Source organism: Neobacillus niacini (assembly GCF_000759675.1).
GTDB classification, from domain to species: Bacteria; Bacillota; Bacilli; order Bacillales; family Cytobacillaceae; genus Neobacillus; species Neobacillus niacini_A.
The window spans coordinates 43,739-61,767 of record NZ_BAWM01000006.1; the positions used below are offsets into that span (position 1 = coordinate 43,739).

Below are 18,029 nucleotides of genomic sequence, written 5' to 3' on the forward strand. Positions count from 1 at the left end.
CGTTAGTATGCCTTTGAAATATTGGTAATTATTTATTATTTTACGTTTACATTTGCAGAAATGTAAAGTATTTCCTACTACTAACAATTTGTAACATTTATGTAATTTTTTATGGAGGTATTGATGTTACTATTTATTATGTTAGAGGATTTTAAATAAACAAAAAATAGGGAGGTCTACATATGCAACATAAAGTGGTGGATCAAACAGTAAAAGCTGCTTTAGAAAAATTTAATGCATTAGATGAGAAAATTACTCATTTTTCAAGTATACTTGGGTTGACTGATTGGGACTCGAAGGTAATGGCACCGAAAAAAGGCAGAAGTGTGTTTGCGAAGGCTACGGGAACATTAAAGACGGAAGTTTTTAAGCTCCAAGTTTCTGAGGAAATGGGCAGCTTACTTGCCGTATTAACATCATCAGAAAATTCCTCCATACTAGATGAAATAACCAAAGCAAAGGTAAGAGAGTACAATGAGTTTTATCAAAAATCAAAAAGTATTCCGGCTGAACTTTATCAAGAATATGCAGTGTTAACAGCACAGGCAAATGATGCATGGGTAGAAGCGAGAGAGAATAATGAATTTGCTAAATTCCTTCCATACCTCGAAAAAATCGTAGATTACAAAAGAAAATTTGCTGAAATTTATGGCTACGAGGAGCATCCTTATGACGCTTTATTAGAGGAGTTTGAACCTGGTTTAACAGTAAAGAGGTTAGATCCTTTATTTGCAAAACTTAGACAATCAAGTGTCAATCTTTTAGAGCGGATTCAAAAATCAGGAAATCTAACATCTGATGAAGTGTTTGAACAATCTTATGACATCGAGCTGCAAAAAGAATTTAATCGGTTTATCCTCCCAATCATAGGTTTTGATATGGAGGCTGGCAGACTCGATGTAACTGTGCATCCATTTGCACAAACAGTAAATATTGGCGATGTAAGGTTAACAACACGATATTTAGAAAATAATGTCCGCTCTGCGCTATTTGGAACGATCCATGAAGCGGGTCATGGCATTTATGAGCAGCATGTAAATCCAGCGTATGAAGAAAGTGTCTTGCAGAGTGGTGCCTCATTTGGCATTCATGAATCTCAATCAAGATTTTTGGAAAACATGGTTGGCAGAAGCAAGGAGTTTTGGCACTATTTTTACCCGCATTTGGTAACGTATTTTCCAGAACAACTTAAGAATGTGTCAGTTGATGAATTTTACCGGGCTGTTAATACTGTAAAGCCTTCATTTATTCGGGTTGAAGCAGATGAATTGACCTATAATCTTCATATTATGCTTCGTTATGAAATTGAAAAAGCGTTAATTGGCGGTGAAATTGAAGCTAAGGAGTTGCCTGAAGTATGGAATCAAAAAATGCAGGACTATCTAGGCATTACACCAAGTACTGACAGTGAGGGCGTACTTCAAGATGTACACTGGTCATTTGGCGGAATTGGCTATTTCCCATCCTATTCATTAGGTAATCTTTATGCAGCTCAAATACTTCGTAAAATTCAAAAGGAGATTCCAGATTTCTATGCCCATATTGAAAATGGAAGGTTCGGTCTGATACAAGAATGGCTACGAGAAAATATCCATCAATATGGAAAACTGTACACGCCAAATGAATTAATTGTTAAAGTAACAGGTGAAGAATTGAATGCTGATTACCTAGTGGAATACCTTGAGAAAAAATATTCTGAGGTTTATGGACTATAGACAATTTTGTTATTGACTCATTTGCGTTTTTATCATATATTGTTAGTAATAAAATATTTCCTTATTAAAGGGGAGTAGCTGGACAATAAAGTCGTCATTCCGAGAAACCTGTTTCTCCGGCTTTATTGGCAACGTGACGTTGTTAGCAAGACCTTTACTGCACAAACGGTAAAGGTCTTTTTGTATTTTTATGGCCTTTACCGGGGTAAAAGCGAATTGCAGCTTTTACCTAGGGTAAAGGCTTTTTTATTGCAGCAAAGGGATATTTTAGAAAGAAACTTACTTATTAGGAGGATTTATTTATGGACTTTTCTCTATTGCTGGAATATGGATGGGTATTGTTGGTGTTAGTGGCACTGGAAGGATTATTAGCAGCAGACAATGCCTTAGTACTAGCCATTATGGTTAAGCATTTACCGGAAGAAGATCGAAAGAAAGCCTTGTTTTATGGATTAGCTGGTGCGTTTGTGTTCCGCTTTGCTTCACTTTTTATCATTTCTTTCCTTGTCGATGTATGGCAGGTTCAAGCCATCGGAGCACTTTATCTATTATTTATGGCAATTAATCATATTGTCCGAAAAGTGGCTAATAAAGGAAAATCGGAAAATAACCAGAAGGAGAAACCTGTTAAGAAAAGTGGATTTTGGGCGACAGTTTTTAAGGTAGAATTAGCAGATATTGCCTTTGCAGTTGATTCCATTTTAGCTGCTGTAGCACTTGCAGTAGTTCTACCAGATACTCCACTTCCTAATATCGGTGGTCTAGACGGCGGGAAATTCTTGGTTATTTTTGCCGGGGGAATCATTGGTCTTGTGATTATGCGATTTGCAGCAAATCAATTTGTTAAGCTCCTAGAAAGAAGACCAGGTCTTGAAATAGCGGCATTTGGTATTGTTGGCTGGGTAGGTGTTAAGCTAGCGGTTTACACACTTTCACATCCATCGCTTGGAGTATTAAGTGAAGAATTTGCCCATTCAACAGAATGGAAATTAACGTTTTACGCAGTGTTAGTTGGAATTGCTGCAGCTGGTTGGTTCTTCTCAAAAGATCAAGTTGTAGAAAAGGCGAAATTAGATACAAAAGCCTCATAATTTACTTTCAATAAAGGAAAACTTAGAATAGTAAGATTTGAAGGGAAGCTGCATTCAATCGAAATGCAGCTTCTTTTCAGTAAAAAATCTGATTATGGGTATGAATAATAACGTGTACATACATTTATTATGGAGGTGTAAGCCTTACACAATGTAAGGTCAGCTATTGACAATCATAAATCTTTTATTAATCGCAATACTTATCGCGTTAACAGGATTTTTTGTTGCAACTGAATTTGCCATCGTAAAAGTAAGGGGTTCAAGAATTGAACAATTAATCGCAGAGGGTAAAAAAGGAGCAGAAGCGGCTAAACATGTGACTACCCACTTGGATGAATATTTATCAGCCTGCCAGCTTGGAATCACGGTTACAGCTTTAGGACTTGGCTGGCTGGGCGAACCAACGGTTGAAAGTTTATTGTTTCCATTATTTAAAAGAATGGAGTTAAATGAGGCATTATCCCATATTTTATCATTTGGTCTCGCATTTGCTTCTGTAACGTTTTTACACGTTGTAATCGGAGAACTGGCTCCTAAAACAGTTGCAATCCAGAAGGCTGAACAAATTACACTTGCCACATCTAAACCATTGATTTTGTTTTATAAAATCATGTATCCATTTATTTGGGTATTAAATAATTCTGCTAGAGTGCTTGTCGGATGGTTTGGGTTCAAAGCAGTATCTGAGAATGAATTAGGACTATCAGAGGAGGAGCTGCGAATACTACTTTCAGAAAGCTATGAAAGTGGAGAAATAAACAAAAGCGAACTGGAGTTTGTAAATAATATTTTTGAATTTGATGAAAGAATTGCAAAAGAAATCATGGTTCCCAGGACGGAAATGGTTACCTTGAATATGAATGATAGTGTTGAAACGGTTAGGGATGTAATAAAGAGAGAAAAATATACACGTTACCCTGTTGTGGTGGATGGGGATAAGGATAATATAGTAGGACTTATTAATATTAAGGAAATTTTAACCGAAGAGATTAAAAAAGAAGAAATCCTGAAGGATACTACCTTACAACCCATGTTAAAACCAGTTATTCGAGTGATTGAATCGATTCCAATTCATGACTTGTTGGTAAAAATGCAAAAGGAACGTTCCCACATGGCAATTCTGCTTGATGAATATGGCGGGACTTCCGGATTGGTGACCGTTGAGGATATTTTAGAGGAAATTGTCGGTGAGATTCGAGATGAATACGACACAGATGAGGTAGCAGAAATTAGGAAACTAGGTACAGATCATTATTGTTTCAATGCAAAAGTTTTGGTGAATGAAGTGAATGATCTTTTAGGTACCAATTTATCAGATGATGAAATGGATACGATAGGCGGCTGGTTTTTGACCCGGAACTTTGATGCTAAAAAGGGAGACGAAATCGAGGAGGAAGGGGTCATCTTTACCGTCAAGGATATTCAAGGTCATCATATATTATTAATAGAAGCGAAGAAGGTTTTTATTAGTAAAGAAAAAGAAACGTGAACAACCAATTCCGCCTAACTGGGGAATTGGTTGTTTTAATAATGTCAAGAATAGTTGAGTGATTTTTTAAAAAAAGTTTGACAATTTTGTGAACAAGGTGAATAATTAATAATATATAGAAAGGGGATACGTTGTTATGAGGAGTAGAGAGAAATTACTAAATGCAGTGACGTATGTTGGATTAACAGTCCTAACAACTGGAGTTATCGCTTTTATTTTAGGTGTAATTGTAACCGATTTCAGTATTTTGGTTCCAATTGGAATTGGAACATCTGTGGGTGCGGTATTTATTTTTCTAATTGGTGTTTTTTTGGTAGTGACAGAAGAAATGTTGGAGAAATCTTATATAGGAACAAAAGTAGTTTCAATCAAAACAAAAAAAGGAGCACCTTTGTAGAAGGTACTCCTTTTCATTTTGTATTGAATTACATATCCCAAACCATTGCGAGTAATGTTCCGAAAACCGTAACGAGGGCAATGATTAGTCCATAAAAAACATTTGTATAAATAGCACCTTTGTCCTTAGTCTCCCCAGCGTGCATAAAAACAACTAACTGGAGTCCGGCTTGGATGAATGCTGTAACAAGCAGGATTGTCATGCCTACAGCAAAAGACATATCAAGAAAGTAAACAGCTAATGCAATGATTGTCAGGAGTATAGAGAATACAAAACCAAGTACTTGTTTCATCGGAAATAATTGGCTCATATTACATCATTCCTTTCAAATAGATGAAGCTGAAGATGAAAATCCAAACAACATCTAGGAAATGCCAATAAAGCGAAAAGATAAATGCTTTATTAGTGGTTTGTGGAGTTAATCCACGTTTTTTTATCTGCAGAATAATGAACAATCCCCAGAAAAAGCCAAGTGTAACGTGTGCTCCATGTGTTCCAAGGGTTGTTAAAAGAGCAGATGTAAATGCACTAGTTTGTATTCCGGCACCTTCATGTACATAAGTAACAAACTCAAATATCTCCACTCCTAAAAAGGCAAGACCGAGAAGAAGTGTGATGGAAAAGAAAGAAATCATCGCTTTTTGTTTCCCAATACGCATCGCATGAATCCCAAGTCCAACAGTAAAACTACTTGTTAAGAGTAAGATTGTTTCAAATAGAACAGGAGTGATTTGGAAAATCTCTGCTCCAGTTGGTCCGCTTCCAGTTCTATTCTCTAAAGTGAAATAGGTTGCGAACAGGGTAGCGAAAAGCATAATCTCGGCCCCAAGGAAGATCCAAAATCCTAAGATTTTTAAACTGTTTTCTTCAGTACTATATTCTAATGGAAGCGAGTTATCTATTTTCATTTTTTAAGCACCTCGCAAATTTGTTTCTGTTTCTTCAATTTCTTTAACTGAGATATATCTGCCATGATCCTGTTCAAATGAACGAAGTGCCATACAAGCAAATATCCCTATCGTTGTAAGGATTACAGGAATCCATAAACTGAAAATAAATGAGAATCCCCAAACAAAGAAGATACAGCTCATGATAAATGGTATACCGCTATTATTAGGCATGTGAATTTTTTCGAATTCGCCTTTAAATAAAACATGACCATTTTTCTTCGCATCCCAGTAAGCCTCATTCGTACGTACATCTGGTAAAATCGCAAAATTGTATTCTGGTACTGGTGTATGTGTAGCCCACTCTAGCGTACGAGCATCCCATGGATCATTACTAATATCTCTTGATTCATATCGAGTACTATAGTAGATATTGTAGACGATTAACACAAAACCAATAGCCATTATCGCCGCTCCAACAAATGAAACCATATTCATTGGACCAAATCCAGCAGATTCAGAATATGTGTACATCCGGCGTGCCTGGCCATCTAATCCTGAAATATACATGGGCATAAAGGCTAAGACGAAGCCGATTGAAAGCAGCCATGCGGTCCATTTACCAATTCTCTCATTTAACATGAAACCAAACATCTTTGGCCAATAATAATGCAGTCCTGCAAGCATTGCATAGACGACACCAGGAATAATAACATTATGGAAATGAGCCACTAAGAACATTGTATTGTGATATTGATAGTCTGCCGCCGACATGGCTAGCATGACCCCAGTAACTCCACCTAATGTAAACAGCGGAATGAAAAGCATACTGTAAAGCATTGGTGTGGTAAAAACGATCTTTCCTTTCCTTAGCGTAAGCAGCCAGTTGAAAATCTTCACACCTGTAGGAACGGCAATTGCCATGGTTGTAATTGAGAAGATACTGTTTGTAAACGCTCCTTGCCCCATCGTAAAGAAATGGTGCGCCCATACTAAGAAGGATAGAAGTGAGATAATAACCATCGAGCCAACCATAGATGTATAGCCATATAGGTTACGACGTGCAAAGGTTGAGATAACTTCACTATAAATACCAAATGCCGGAAGTATTAAGATATAAACTTCAGGATGTCCCCAAACCCAGAAAATGTTAGCCCACAGCATATCCATACCGCCATTGTCCATGGCAAAGAAGTTTGTTCCAAATTGTCGATCTAAGGTTCCCATTGCAAGTAACACGGCTAATACTGGGAACGCAAAAACGATGATAACATTCGCAATTAATGCTGACCAAGTAAACATTGGCATTTTCATTAATGTCATTCCAGGTGCTCTCATTTTAAGAATAGTAGTGATAAAGTTAATTCCTGTCATTAATGTACCAATACCTGCAATCTGAATTGCAATCATATAATAGTTGTTACCAACAGATGCGCTGAATTCGGTACCTGCAAGCGGGAAATAAGAAGTCCAGCCTGCGTCAGGTGAACCACCGACAACGAATGAAATGTTGAATAACATCGCACCCATAAAGAATAACCAAAAGCTTAATGCATTCAAGCGTGGAAATGCTACGTCACGTGCTCCTATTTGTAAAGGAACAACAAAGTTCATAAAGAACATAATGAACGGCATTGCCATAAAGAGGATCATTACGATCCCGTGTGTGGTGAAAATTTCATTATAATGCTGTGCATCTAGCAGAGTATTATCTGGAACCGCAAGTTGTGCTCGCATCATAATTGCGTCAACGCCGCCACGAAATAGCATCAAGAGGGCAGATAGCAAATACATAATACCGATACGTTTGTGGTCAACAGTTGTTAACCATTCACGCCATAGATAGCCCCATTTTTTAAAATAAGTTAATCCTGCAATGACTGCGATGATTGTAAGTCCTATGGCAGCCATCGAGGCATAAATCGCAAAACTTGGATGAGGAACGGCAAATCGATCAAAGAAATCCATATATTTATATCTCCTTTCAAGGGAAGATTACTTTTTTTAATTAATGATTCATACTCTCATGGCCTGCATGGGAATCTGTGTGAGATTCTTTTTCATGTGTTTCTGATGATTCTTCGGTATGATTATGACCTGTTGGCGGCGGTGAAAAATCTAGATGAGTTCCAGTGTATGTTTGCTGCCCAAGATGACCGGGTTCTAATAAATCCTCGAATTTTTTCTCTGTAATCGGCTTTGCTGTTTCTTTTACTTCTTTTACCCAGTCGTCAAATTCTTCTTGAGACATTGCTGTCACATTGAATGTATTCTCAGCAAATCCTTTTCCCGAGAAGTTAGCGTTTCGTCCCATAAATTCACCAGGAACATCTGCAGCTAAATGCAAGGTGGTCACCATGTCTGCCATAGCATACTTTTGGCCGCCTAACTGCGGAATCCAGAAACTTGTTATTGGACCATATGAATAGAGCTTAAATTCAAGAGCTCTATCTGTTGGAATATATAAGTAGTTAACTGTTTCAATTCCTTCTTCTGGATAACTAAAATGCCACTTCCAGTTAGAGGATGAAGCGTAAACCACTAAAGGCTCTTTATCCTCGTACCCTTTTGGTGTTGCCTCAACGATATAGTTACTTTGAACGGATACATATGATAGAAAAGCAACGATTAATACAGGAATACCAACCATAATGACCTCAACCCAAAGGTTCCCTTCAATATGAGGTGGTTCATAATCGGCTCTTTGTTTAGAAGCGCGATATTTTACTAACATGTAGACTAGCAGTGCGAAAACGACAATGACAATCACAGACATAATTCCTATCGATAATAAGATGTCGCTTGCCTGCCTTGCTGCTTGAGGACCTTTAGGATCTAAGACAAGTAATGGCTCACATCCAGTTAATACGGTGATAATCGTAAAAATTACTGAATATATAGCCCATTTTGTACCCTTTTTGTGCATGTTTTTAACTCCTCTCATTAAATATCATTGTGGTTGTTCGTGAATTCGTTCGCAATCTTAAATGGTACTTATCTGAATTAATTACAACCTAATAATGATTACATAATTAGTGTTATTATTTCAATATCACAATATTAACAATATAGAAGTGATGTTTATATACGTTTTTTGAAAAAGTTGTGACAAATTTGTTAAGGTTTATTATTCCTGTTTTGATATCCTATGGGAGGAACAACCAAAGATAAAAAAATTGTCTATTTTTGCATATTAATGGGATAATGAATATGTATACCAATGGAATAGGAGAGACAAACATGAAAGTCAAAATAAATCGCCATGCAGCGAAAGCATTGAAAAAAATGTTAGAGGGGGATGAAGCAGAAGGGAAATTGTTCCGTGTGTATGTAACCAATATGCATGGCGACCATGCTCATTATGATTTAATGCTAGATACCCCAACCGAGCATGATGAAGTAGTTAAAACGGATAAAGATATTGATTTTATCCTTGATACACGAGATGAATTTTTGGATGGAGTATGGATTCAATTGTTCCACGTTCCAAAAGAAGAATGGCTGATTACCAATCCATCAAAAGGTGGACATCACCACCATCACTAATTAAATACATTGAAAAGATAACACCTGAATGATATTCAGGTGTAATTTTTTGATGGTTATTATCAAAATACTACAAACGAGGTTTTACAGGAGTGATTATTATGGAAAATTTCAAAAGTGATAACGAGATAAAATTAATTGCACTGGATATGGACGGTACTCTTTTGAATGATCAGCATGAGATATCAGAAGCAAATCGACAAGCGATTAAGGAAGCTCAGGAAAAAGGAATTTATGTAGTTCTTAGCACCGGCCGCTCCCTAAGAAAATGTGAGAAACATGCAGATTCACTTGCATTGTCCTCTTATTTAGTGACAGTAAACGGTAGTGAAATATTTGATGATAAAAGAGGATTAGTAGAAAGAAATCTTGTCAAATCGAAGTCTATTCAATGGATGGTAGAGCTAACCCAAAAGCATAAGATCCGTTTTTGGGCAATCAGCACGAATCGTAACTGGTTTGATGAAATGCCTGAGGATATCCATTCAGAGGAATGGTTGAAATTTGGATTTAACATTAAAGATGAACCTACAAGAGACAAAATATTAAAAGAGCTGCAGGCAAGAGGAGAGTTTGAATTAAGTAACTCGACTCCAACAAATATCGAAGTAAACCCGGCTGGGATTAATAAGGCAAAAGGACTTAAATTAGTCTGCGAGCGTCTTGGAATTGATATGAAGAATGTCATGGCTGTAGGGGATAGTCTTAATGATTTAGCAATGATTGAAGAAGCTGGTTTAGGCATTGCAATGGGAAATGCCCAAGAAATCGTAAAACTAGCGGCTGCTTGGGTTACCACATCAAATAATGAAGATGGTGTCGCAGTAGCAATCCGTAAGTGGGTGCTCTAGTACTATCATATACGTACACTTAAACATTATACTTTGAAGAAATTTTTTATTTTTCTAATATAAAATCGTAGCAATTGTGAAATACTTTATATACAAGAGGAAATTGTTTAAAAATAACTCCTCTTGGTTATAATAATCGGGCAAGACTATATTGCAATTTCATGTAATTGTTACATGCTAGGAGGAGCTACAAAAATGGAACATGGTAAAGTAAAATGGTTTAACGGTGAAAAAGGCTTTGGATTTATCGAGCGTGACGGTGGAGACGATGTATTCGTTCACTTCTCAGCTATTCAAGGCGAAGGCTACAAAACGTTAGATGAAGGTCAAGAAGTAACGTTTGAAATCGAGAATGGACAACGTGGTCCACAAGCGGTTAACGTTCGTAAAGCATAATTAACCTTCTAAATCAAAAACAGACTCCAACTTGTGAGTCTGTTTTTTTGTTGCCAAAAAAAAATCCTCCATGGAGAATGTGGAGGATCATTATGTGAGAAGTAAAATGGTTATTACTAGTATGTGTTAAATTTAGAAAATTCATACCCTGTTAAGTCACTTTGGGTTTATAATTTCCTGAACTCTTCCAACTTGACCATCCGTTAATCGTACTTTTATTCCATGAGGATGGAAGCTTGAATTCGTTAAGATATCCTTCACTACACCTCTTGTAAGTTTCCCAGTTCTTTGATCAGCCTTGAGAACAATATTAACCTCTGTACCGGCAGTGATGTCTTTTCTATTTTGTCCGTTCATTAAACACCCATTTTTCTACGTGTATTACTCACTTTTTTAGTCTGCTGACTTTTCATTTTTTTGCTATTTTGAAGACCGCTTTGGGGGTTATTCGCAGCTGCAGCTTTGTTCTTCTTATTCGCTAGCTGCTGCTTCATTGCTTCCTGCAGACTCATTTTCTTTTTTGGTTCTTCGTTTTGGTTTGTTTGATTGTTTTCTGACATTAGGAAATCCTCCTGAAAAATATGTACTATCTTTCCTACAGTATAATCTATTTACGCCTAAATTAACAATTTTATGAGAGAAAGATATTAGATGGAATTCACAGAAACCAGTTGGAGATAATCAAAATTCGATGACTGCTGGCTCTCGTGGACCAACATTAATCCAGGATGTACATTTACTTTGTCTAAGGAAGAGCGTACTCGTTTAGTTGAAACAGTGGTAGGTGCAATGGAGCCTGTTGAGAAAGATGATATAAAACTTCGTCAAATCCAACACTACTATAAAGCAGAACCTGAGTAGGGTGAGCAAGTAGCTAAAGGTTTAGGTTTAGCCATTCCTCAAAAAGTAAAATAAATAGCCAAAAGCAATAAGACTGTTCAAAAGGGAAGTCTTTTTTGCTGTTTTTATGAATAATTATTCGCTTTTTCAACTTCCCAATATTAAACTTATTCTTGCAAAAGGGAAAAGGAGATAAACTCATATGAAAAACAAAACAGCTGTTGTAACCGGTACATCAAGCGGATTTGGATTAAGTACCTCTATAGAATTAGCCCGAAAGGGTTTAACTGTTATTGCGGCAATGAGAAACATCAATAAAAATAGTGACCTCCTGCAACAGGCTAGGAAGCATGGTGTTGAATCCAAAATCTTTGTTCTTGAATTGGATGTTACGAATGAAAAGTCAATCCTAGCCTTCCAAACCAAGGTAATTGAGAATTTTGGAAGAGTAGACGTATTGATAAATAATGCTGGATATGCTGGCGCTGGGTTCGTGGAAGAAGTATCGATGGATGAATATCGTGAACAGTTTGAAACGAATGTATTTGGAGTTTTCGCCGTAACGAAGGCCTTTTTACCTTTAATGAGGAAGCAAAAGCAGGGGTATATTATCAATATTAGCAGTATAAGCGGCAAGGTAGCTTTTCCTGGTCTTTCACCCTACATTGCCTCAAAGCATGCCATCGAGGGCTGGAGTGAGAGTCTTCGCTTAGAAATGCAGCCATTTGGTGTGAAGGTGGTTTTGATTGAACCAGGTTCCTACAAAACAAATATCTGGTCAACAGGTAAACAGGTTGCAGCAGAATCATTGCAGTCTCACTCTCCGTATAAGGATTATATGCAGAGTATTGAGAGATACATTGCAGCAGGGGAAGACAACTTTGGAGACCCTCTGGAAGTGGCAATAAAAATAGCTGAGATTACAGTCATGGAAAACCCGGATATTAGGTACCCCATTGGTCGTGGAGTTAAAGCATCTATATTTTTGAAGAATTTTTTACCATGGAGGCTTTGGGAAAAAATTATCATAAGAAATTTGTTCGTGAAATAGTATTAATAAAGAAACAGCAATCCTAAAGTATTCACGATGTTGTCGTTTTAGGGAGGAATTTTGGGGATAAAGTGAGAATAATAGATATATAAGCAACATTAGAGGAGGGATATGTTTGGAGATTCAAGTACTTGAAAAAGAAGAAATAAAGGTAGTTGGAATTTCACGGAGCGGCACCTATTCTCAAATGCACATCATTCCAGATTTTTTTGATGAAATGAAAGAACGGTTAGTAGAAGTACCTTATCAAACAAATGATTCTATCTTAATTGCGCCTTTTCATAGCAGAGAAACAGAATTTACCTTTTATGTAACCACACCCGTTGAAAAGGTAGAAAATGTCCCTGATGGTATGGTCGGGTTTTCGATACCCCGCAAATATTATGTTTGTTCATCCCATAAACGGGGCATTGAAGAATTAGAAAATACATACCGCAAAATGTTAGTGTGGATGCAAGAGTATGGTTATGAGTTAGATGACCATGCCTTATGTTTAGAGGTTCTTAAACATAAAAATCTCGATAGGGAAGGCAGCATGCATTTTGAACTTTACCTACCTGTTAAAACGTATGGGAACGATTATTAATCATGCACGGAAGGAGAAGAATTACTCTTCTGCTTCTTTTTTTTAGCAATTCTTGCAAGTATAAGGTATACTAAAAATCATATAATTGAATAATTCCTTCGGGGTCAGGTGAAATTCCTAACCGGCGGTGATGAAGCATAGCTTCTAAGTCCGTGACCCGGTTAAACGAATGTTTAAGCGGTGGATCTGGTGTAAATCCAGAGCCGACAGTTAAAGTCTGGATGGGAGAAGGAAAAAAAAACGGTTTAGCCAAGGGAGTAGTCTATCCTTTTTTAAGCCCTATTTTCTTATTGCCTTTTCCAAGGACCCTGAAGTGTTTCATTTCTTCAGGGTCCTTTTTTATTCTTTTATGAGTATAGGTAAGAAAATTTTTGCAGTGCTTTGCAAAAAATAGGTAAGGAGAACAAAATCTATGTTTACCGGTATTATTGAAGAATTAGGAGCAGTAGCAAATATCCAGCGAAGTGGGGAATCATTTGTACTTACGATCGAAGCGAAAAAAATCTTAAATGATGTCCACCTTGGAGATAGCATTTCTGTTAACGGAGTGTGCTTAACCGTCACTAGCTTCTCTAGTAAGCAGTTTACGGTGGATGTTATGCCAGAAACCGTAAAAGCCTCTAGCTTACGCTCCCTCAAGCGTGGTGCCAAAGTGAATCTCGAAAGAGCCATGGCAGCAGGAGGTAGATTTGGGGGTCATTTCGTTTCTGGACATATTGATGGAACTGGGGTAATTAAAAGTAAAAAACAGGTGGAAAATGCAATTTATTACGAAATTGAAGCCTCACCAGAAATATTAAGATATGTAATTGAAAGAGGTTCGATTGCTGTAGACGGTACAAGCCTAACTGTATTTGGAGTCACAGATGAAACATTTACCTTATCACTCATCCCCCATACATTATCTGAAAGTATTATCGGTGTTAAGGAATCAGGTGATATTGTCAATTTAGAATGCGATATGATTGGAAAGTATGTTGGGCATTTTTTAATGAGTAGTCAAAATAATGGTAACAAAAAGAGTTCATCCGGTATTAGTGCGAGATTTTTAGAAGAGAATGGATTTGCTTAATAAATATCATCGGATTTTAGAAAGGGGAGAAAAGACGTGTTTGATAAAATTGAAGAAGCATTGATGGATTTACAAAATGGAAAAGTCATCATTGTTTGTGATGACGAGGACCGAGAAAATGAAGGGGATTTTGTCTCCTTAGCTGAAAAGGCTACACCAGAGGTAATCAATTTAATGGCTACACATGGAAGAGGTTTAATCTGTGTTCCGATTGACGAGGAATTAGCACAGAAATTAGAGCTGTTCCCAATGGTAGCAATCAATACAGATGTACATGGTACGGCTTTTACCGTCAGTATTGACCATAAATTTTCAACTACTGGGATATCAGCATTTGAGCGTTCCGCAACCGTCTTAAGTATGCTTGATCCGGAATCAAAGCCTTCTGATTTCAAGAGACCTGGTCATATTTTCCCTTTAGTGGCCAAAAATGGAGGAGTTTTAAGGAGAACAGGGCATACCGAAGCGGCAGTGGATTTAGCGAGACTATGTGGTTCTAAGCCTGCTGGAGTCATTTGTGAAATCATGAATGAGGATGGAACAATGGCACGTGTTCCCCAATTGCGGAAAATTGCCGATGATCTAAATGTGAAGATGATCACCATTAAAGATTTGATTGAATACCGCAATAAAAAAGACAAGCTAGTTAAACGTGAAGTGGAAATAAACTTACCAACGGAATTTGGTGATTTTAAGGCTGCAGGGTATTCAAATGTTATTGATGGAAAAGAACATTTAGCGTTAATCAAAGGTGAAATAAATCCTGAGAATCCTATCCTTGTTCGTGTGCATTCTGAGTGTTTATCTGGAGATGTTTTCAGTTCTTTCCGTTGTGAATGCCGACCACAGCTGCATGCAGCATTAAGTCAAATTGAAAGAGCAGGAAACGGAGTCCTCCTGTATATGCGCCAGGAGGGTAGTGGTTTAGTAAATAAATTGCGTTCATACAAGTCACAAGAAGGTGGGCATGAGGTTAATGAAAAGCTAGGTAATGGAGAAGATCTACGAGAATTTGGCATAGGCGCTCAAATATTAAAGGATTTAGGCATAGGTAAAATGAAATTGTTAACCAATAACCCGCGAAAAATAAAAGGACTTAAGGGATATGATCTTGAAGTCGTTGAAACCGTTCCATTGCAAATGGAAATACTTGATGAAAAGGTAAAATAAAAAAACTTTTACACTAAAATATATGGAGGTATTAACATGAATAATATTTATGAAGGTAATTTAGTAGGCTCAGGTTTAAAGATAGGAATTGTTGTAGGACGTTTTAATGAGTTTATTACAAGCAAATTACTAAGCGGCGCGGAGGATGCCCTGAAAAGACATGGTGTGAGTGAATCAGATGTAGATATCGCTTGGGTGCCAGGTGCATTCGAAATTCCATTAATCGCTCAAAAAATGGCAAATAGTAAAAAATATGATGCTGTTATTACATTAGGTACTGTGATTCGCGGCTCCACTCCACATTTTGACTATGTTTGTAATGAAGTAGCCAAGGGTGTTTCAAAAATTAATCTAGATAGTGGCATCCCCGTTATTTTTGGTGTCTTAACAACAGATTCGATTGAACAGGCAATTGAGCGTGCAGGGACTAAGGCTGGAAATAAAGGATGGGATGTAGCCGCTGGAGCTATAGAGATGGCTAATTTAATCCGAAGTATGGAAAAATAAAATGTTATTTGAAGAAATTTGAGGAAAATGATACATTTTGAATTCCTATCTTATATAATAGGTCTATCATAAAAAATATTTGAAGAATAGGTGCTTAAAATCTTTTTTTTAAGTTTTTAGCTTAAAAGGGAAGTTTGGTTAAATGCCAACGCGGTCCCGCCACTGTAAATGGGAGTAACCTACAATATGTCACTGTCAATTTGATGGGAAGACGTAGGAAGCAATGACCATGAGCCAGGAAACCTGCCTAATTCTTGTGCCCCAAAAGAACCTACGAGGATAGGAAGGTGTGGAAGACTAGAATCATTTTTATAATGGAATCTAATCAAACCAACATCTCCACGTTCTCGTGGAGATGTTTTTTATCGTTCCAAATTTTTCGGCAGTAGTTTTTTTATGATGTATTTTGACTAAAAGTCATACATAGGGGGTAGAAAAATGAAAAAATTATCATCATTATTACTTATTCTTTTGTTAACAATAGGTGTTTTAGCAGCATGCGGAGAACAGAAAGAACCTGTAAAGGATGAAGAAAACAGCAGCACAGAGCAAAAAGGAGAGGAAACGGCTTTTCCTGTAACGATTAAAGATGCATTAGATAATGAGGTGAAAATTGACTCTAAGCCTGAAAAGATCGTTTCCTTAATCCCAAGTAATACTGAAATTGCTTTTGCACTAGGGCTTGGAGAAGAGGTTGTAGGTGTATCTAATTATGACAATTATCCTGAGGAAGTAGCATCAAAAGAGAAAATCGGTGATATGGAACTAAATATCGAAAAAATTATTTCTTTACAACCCAATCTAGTATTGGCACATGAATCAACTGCTGATAATGGGACAGAAGCACTTCAACAGCTAAGAGATGCTGGAATTACCGTTTTAGTTATTAACGAAGCCCAAAATTTCGACCAGGTGTTTGATACGATAGCTATGATTGGAAAAGCTACTGGAGAAACAAAGAAAGCAGAAGAATTAAATAAAGGTATGCAGGGTAAATTAGCAGAAATTAAAGCCAAGGCTGGGGAAATAAAGGATAAGAAAAAAGTGTTTGTAGAGGTGTCCCCAGCTCCTGAAGTGTTTACAACGGGAAAAAACACATTTATGGATGAAATGATCAGTATGATTAATGCTGAAAATATTGCAAATGATCAAGAAGGCTGGATTCAAATGGATCAAGAAGCGATAATTGATCGAAATCCAGATGTCATCATTACTACATATGGATTTTATACAGAAAATGCAACAGAGCTAGTGTTAAGCAGACAAGGCTGGGAAAATGTCAATGCAATAAAGAATAAGCAAGTAATAGATGTAGATTCTGATCGTGTGACACGTCCAGGTCCAAGGATTGTTGAAGGAGTAGAGGATCTTGCAAAGGCTGTCTATCCCGAAGTTTTTAAATAATAAAATATTAGCCTATTTGATCGCGGGAAGCTTCCTTCTCCTTTCAATTTTATTGGGAATTTCGATAGGAACCGTTTCGGTTCCTATCTTTACCATTATTCAAATCATGATGTCAAAGCTATTTGGAATTATATCACTAGATCAAATCGACCCCATGTTTTCAAGTATCGTTTTAAATATTCGGTTACCACGAGTGATTTTAGCTGGTTTAGTAGGAGCATCTTTGGCAATAGCAGGAGCAGCCTTTCAAGGGCTATTAAGAAATCCATTAGCAGATCCATATACTTTAGGTGTATCATCAGGTGCGTCTGTCGGGGCAGTACTCACTTTATTTTTTCAATTTTCCATCCCTTTCATCGGAAGCTTTACCCTTCCATTACTCAGCATCTTGTTTTCATGGGTTACGATTTTCTTAGTGCTAGCTTTCGCCCGGAAAATTGAACGCTCGATGAGAGTGGAAACGATAATATTAACGGGAATCATCTTTAGTTCCTTTCTCGGTGCCATTATATCATTAATGATTGCCTTAACAGGTGATGAGCTTAGGCAGATTATTGGCTGGCTATTGGGTAGTGTATCGATGAGAGGCTGGGAATACATAAAAATTATTTTACCTTTTTTTGTTCTAGGTTCGGTCATACTTATTTTTAATGCAAAAGAATTAAATGCCATGTCCTTCGGTGAAGAACGTGCCCATCATTTAGGTGTGAATGTTCAAAAAAGAAAACTGATGATCTTAACGGCAGGATCGATTTTGACAGGAGCTGCGGTTGCGGTTTCAGGAACGATTGGTTTTGTTGGGCTGGTGATTCCACATCTTTCAAGATTATTATGGGGGCCAGATCATAGACACCTGCTCCCTTTGTCGATTATTACTGGAAGTGGATTTTTAATTCTAGCAGATTTAATTTCGAGAACGATTATTTCTCCAACAGAGTTACCGATTGGCGTCATAACTGCTTTAATTGGTGCCCCGGTATTTGCATTAATCCTATTACAGAGAAAAAGGACGGAAAGAAGTGGATAA

The 18,029-nt window shown here is 37.2% G+C and carries 20 protein-coding genes, 1 pseudogene and 2 riboswitches; of the genes and pseudogenes, 15 read left to right on the plus strand and 6 right to left on the minus strand.

What is annotated here, in order from left to right:
* Nucleotides 1-182: 182 nt before the first annotated feature.
* The 4 genes from TR08_RS03025 (at nt 183) to TR08_RS03040 (ending at nt 4,692) form a co-directional block, all read left to right on the plus strand.
* Nucleotides 183-1,715: a carboxypeptidase M32 gene (locus TR08_RS03025; RefSeq protein WP_152597323.1), complete on the plus strand. Its 1,533-nt coding sequence runs from the start codon at nt 183-185 to the stop codon at nt 1,713-1,715.
* A 302-nt stretch (nt 1,716-2,017) separates the two neighbouring features.
* Nucleotides 2,018-2,806, plus strand: coding sequence for a TerC family protein (locus TR08_RS03030; protein WP_045515658.1), 789 nt, complete (start codon nt 2,018-2,020; stop codon nt 2,804-2,806).
* Between the two features lie 166 nt (nt 2,807-2,972).
* Nucleotides 2,973-4,295, plus strand: coding sequence for a hemolysin family protein (locus TR08_RS03035; protein ID WP_045515661.1), 1,323 nt, complete (start codon nt 2,973-2,975; stop codon nt 4,293-4,295).
* Between the two features lie 136 nt (nt 4,296-4,431).
* Nucleotides 4,432-4,692, plus strand: coding sequence for a hypothetical protein (locus tag TR08_RS03040; protein WP_045515663.1), 261 nt, complete (start codon nt 4,432-4,434; stop codon nt 4,690-4,692).
* 28 nt (nt 4,693-4,720) lie between these two features.
* On the opposite strand, the gene qoxD is transcribed toward TR08_RS03040, so the two are convergent.
* Genes qoxD through qoxA form a run of 4 tightly spaced genes read right to left on the minus strand, consistent with a single transcriptional unit; the run spans nt 4,721 to nt 8,505 of the window.
* On the minus strand, nt 4,721-5,002 hold the full coding sequence (gene qoxD, locus TR08_RS03045; RefSeq protein WP_045515664.1) for a cytochrome aa3 quinol oxidase subunit IV: 282 nt from the start codon (nt 5,000-5,002) through the stop codon (nt 4,721-4,723).
* A gap of 1 nt (nt 5,003) precedes the next feature.
* Entirely contained in the window at nt 5,004-5,600 is a 597-nt protein-coding gene (qoxC, locus tag TR08_RS03050; protein ID WP_045515665.1) for a cytochrome aa3 quinol oxidase subunit III, read from the minus strand.
* A 3-nt stretch (nt 5,601-5,603) separates the two neighbouring features.
* Nucleotides 5,604-7,547: a cytochrome aa3 quinol oxidase subunit I gene (gene qoxB / locus TR08_RS03055; protein ID WP_045515666.1), complete on the minus strand. Its 1,944-nt coding sequence runs from the start codon at nt 7,545-7,547 to the stop codon at nt 5,604-5,606.
* 40 nt (nt 7,548-7,587) lie between these two features.
* Nucleotides 7,588-8,505, minus strand: a complete 918-nt coding sequence (qoxA, locus tag TR08_RS03060) for a cytochrome aa3 quinol oxidase subunit II (RefSeq protein ID WP_045515667.1) — start codon at nt 8,503-8,505, stop codon at nt 7,588-7,590.
* A gap of 314 nt (nt 8,506-8,819) precedes the next feature.
* Between qoxA and TR08_RS03065 the strand changes: the two genes are divergently transcribed.
* The 3 genes from TR08_RS03065 (at nt 8,820) to TR08_RS03075 (ending at nt 10,372) form a co-directional block, all read left to right on the plus strand.
* Nucleotides 8,820-9,125 carry a hypothetical protein gene (locus TR08_RS03065; protein WP_045515668.1) on the plus strand — a complete coding sequence of 102 codons (306 nt, stop codon included), beginning with the start codon at nt 8,820-8,822 and terminating at the stop codon, nt 9,123-9,125.
* Between the two features lie 101 nt (nt 9,126-9,226).
* Nucleotides 9,227-9,976: a Cof-type HAD-IIB family hydrolase gene (locus TR08_RS03070; protein WP_045515669.1), complete on the plus strand. Its 750-nt coding sequence runs from the start codon at nt 9,227-9,229 to the stop codon at nt 9,974-9,976.
* A 195-nt stretch (nt 9,977-10,171) separates the two neighbouring features.
* Nucleotides 10,172-10,372, plus strand: coding sequence for a cold-shock protein (locus tag TR08_RS03075; RefSeq protein WP_045515670.1), 201 nt, complete (start codon nt 10,172-10,174; stop codon nt 10,370-10,372).
* A gap of 156 nt (nt 10,373-10,528) precedes the next feature.
* Here the strand turns inward: TR08_RS03075 and TR08_RS03080 are convergent, their stop codons facing one another.
* Together TR08_RS03080 and TR08_RS03085 are read right to left on the minus strand one after the other, a co-directional pair.
* Complete coding sequence (locus TR08_RS03080; RefSeq protein WP_045515671.1) at nt 10,529-10,729, minus strand: YwbE family protein; 201 nt, start codon at nt 10,727-10,729, stop codon at nt 10,529-10,531.
* Entirely contained in the window at nt 10,729-10,932 is a 204-nt protein-coding gene (locus tag TR08_RS03085; RefSeq protein ID WP_045515672.1) for a hypothetical protein, read from the minus strand. Before TR08_RS03085 ends, TR08_RS03080 begins: the two co-directional genes overlap by 1 nt.
* Nucleotides 10,933-11,113: 181 nt before the next feature.
* On the opposite strand from TR08_RS03085, the pseudogene TR08_RS30690 reads away from it, so the two are divergent.
* From TR08_RS30690 to TR08_RS03125, 8 genes and pseudogenes are all read left to right on the plus strand, one after another.
* Nucleotides 11,114-11,233 (plus strand): annotated as a pseudogene (locus TR08_RS30690) (catalase-related domain-containing protein); the annotation flags it as partial.
* A 181-nt stretch (nt 11,234-11,414) separates the two neighbouring features.
* Nucleotides 11,415-12,263 (plus strand): oxidoreductase, encoded by an 849-nt coding sequence (locus tag TR08_RS03090; protein WP_045515673.1) that lies wholly within the window; start codon nt 11,415-11,417, stop codon nt 12,261-12,263.
* Between the two features lie 115 nt (nt 12,264-12,378).
* Nucleotides 12,379-12,849 (plus strand): GyrI-like domain-containing protein, encoded by a 471-nt coding sequence (locus TR08_RS03095; RefSeq protein WP_045515675.1) that lies wholly within the window; start codon nt 12,379-12,381, stop codon nt 12,847-12,849.
* Between the two features lie 90 nt (nt 12,850-12,939).
* Nucleotides 12,940-13,086: riboswitch (FMN riboswitch) on the plus strand.
* A 175-nt stretch (nt 13,087-13,261) separates the two neighbouring features.
* The gene (ribE, locus tag TR08_RS03105) at nt 13,262-13,921 is read left to right on the plus strand and encodes a riboflavin synthase (RefSeq protein WP_045515678.1); all 660 of its coding nucleotides are present in this window, start codon (nt 13,262-13,264) and stop codon (nt 13,919-13,921) included.
* Between the two features lie 36 nt (nt 13,922-13,957).
* Nucleotides 13,958-15,091 carry a bifunctional 3,4-dihydroxy-2-butanone-4-phosphate synthase/GTP cyclohydrolase II gene (locus TR08_RS03110; protein ID WP_045515679.1) on the plus strand — a complete coding sequence of 378 codons (1,134 nt, stop codon included), beginning with the start codon at nt 13,958-13,960 and terminating at the stop codon, nt 15,089-15,091.
* A 36-nt stretch (nt 15,092-15,127) separates the two neighbouring features.
* Nucleotides 15,128-15,598 carry a 6,7-dimethyl-8-ribityllumazine synthase gene (gene ribH, locus TR08_RS03115; RefSeq protein ID WP_045515681.1) on the plus strand — a complete coding sequence of 157 codons (471 nt, stop codon included), beginning with the start codon at nt 15,128-15,130 and terminating at the stop codon, nt 15,596-15,598.
* A gap of 71 nt (nt 15,599-15,669) precedes the next feature.
* Nucleotides 15,670-15,863: riboswitch (cobalamin riboswitch) on the plus strand.
* A gap of 173 nt (nt 15,864-16,036) precedes the next feature.
* On the plus strand, nt 16,037-17,002 hold the full coding sequence (locus TR08_RS03120; RefSeq protein WP_045515682.1) for an ABC transporter substrate-binding protein: 966 nt from the start codon (nt 16,037-16,039) through the stop codon (nt 17,000-17,002).
* Nucleotides 16,968-18,029: a FecCD family ABC transporter permease gene (locus TR08_RS03125; protein ID WP_045515683.1), complete on the plus strand. Its 1,062-nt coding sequence runs from the start codon at nt 16,968-16,970 to the stop codon at nt 18,027-18,029. The genes TR08_RS03120 and TR08_RS03125 overlap by 35 nt, the downstream gene beginning before the upstream one ends.

Coding starts and splice junctions, on each gene's coding strand:
- TR08_RS03025 (WP_152597323.1), top strand. CDS start 183: ATGCAACATAAAGTGGTGGATCAAACAGTAAAAGCTGCTTTAGAAAAA.
- TR08_RS03030 (WP_045515658.1), top strand. CDS start 2,018: ATGGACTTTTCTCTATTGCTGGAATATGGATGGGTATTGTTGGTGTTA.
- TR08_RS03040 (WP_045515663.1), top strand. CDS start 4,432: ATGAGGAGTAGAGAGAAATTACTAAATGCAGTGACGTATGTTGGATTA.
- qoxD (WP_045515664.1), bottom strand. CDS start 5,002: ATGAGCCAATTATTTCCGATGAAACAAGTACTTGGTTTTGTATTCTCT.
- qoxC (WP_045515665.1), bottom strand. CDS start 5,600: ATGAAAATAGATAACTCGCTTCCATTAGAATATAGTACTGAAGAAAAC.
- qoxB (WP_045515666.1), bottom strand. CDS start 7,547: ATGGATTTCTTTGATCGATTTGCCGTTCCTCATCCAAGTTTTGCGATT.
- qoxA (WP_045515667.1), bottom strand. CDS start 8,505: ATGCACAAAAAGGGTACAAAATGGGCTATATATTCAGTAATTTTTACG.
- TR08_RS03065 (WP_045515668.1), top strand. CDS start 8,820: ATGAAAGTCAAAATAAATCGCCATGCAGCGAAAGCATTGAAAAAAATG.
- TR08_RS03070 (WP_045515669.1), top strand. CDS start 9,227: ATGGAAAATTTCAAAAGTGATAACGAGATAAAATTAATTGCACTGGAT.
- TR08_RS03075 (WP_045515670.1), top strand. CDS start 10,172: ATGGAACATGGTAAAGTAAAATGGTTTAACGGTGAAAAAGGCTTTGGA.
- TR08_RS03080 (WP_045515671.1), bottom strand. CDS start 10,729: ATGAACGGACAAAATAGAAAAGACATCACTGCCGGTACAGAGGTTAAT.
- TR08_RS03085 (WP_045515672.1), bottom strand. CDS start 10,932: ATGTCAGAAAACAATCAAACAAACCAAAACGAAGAACCAAAAAAGAAA.
- TR08_RS03090 (WP_045515673.1), top strand. CDS start 11,415: ATGAAAAACAAAACAGCTGTTGTAACCGGTACATCAAGCGGATTTGGA.
- ribE (WP_045515678.1), top strand. CDS start 13,262: ATGTTTACCGGTATTATTGAAGAATTAGGAGCAGTAGCAAATATCCAG.
- ribH (WP_045515681.1), top strand. CDS start 15,128: ATGAATAATATTTATGAAGGTAATTTAGTAGGCTCAGGTTTAAAGATA.
- TR08_RS03120 (WP_045515682.1), top strand. CDS start 16,037: ATGAAAAAATTATCATCATTATTACTTATTCTTTTGTTAACAATAGGT.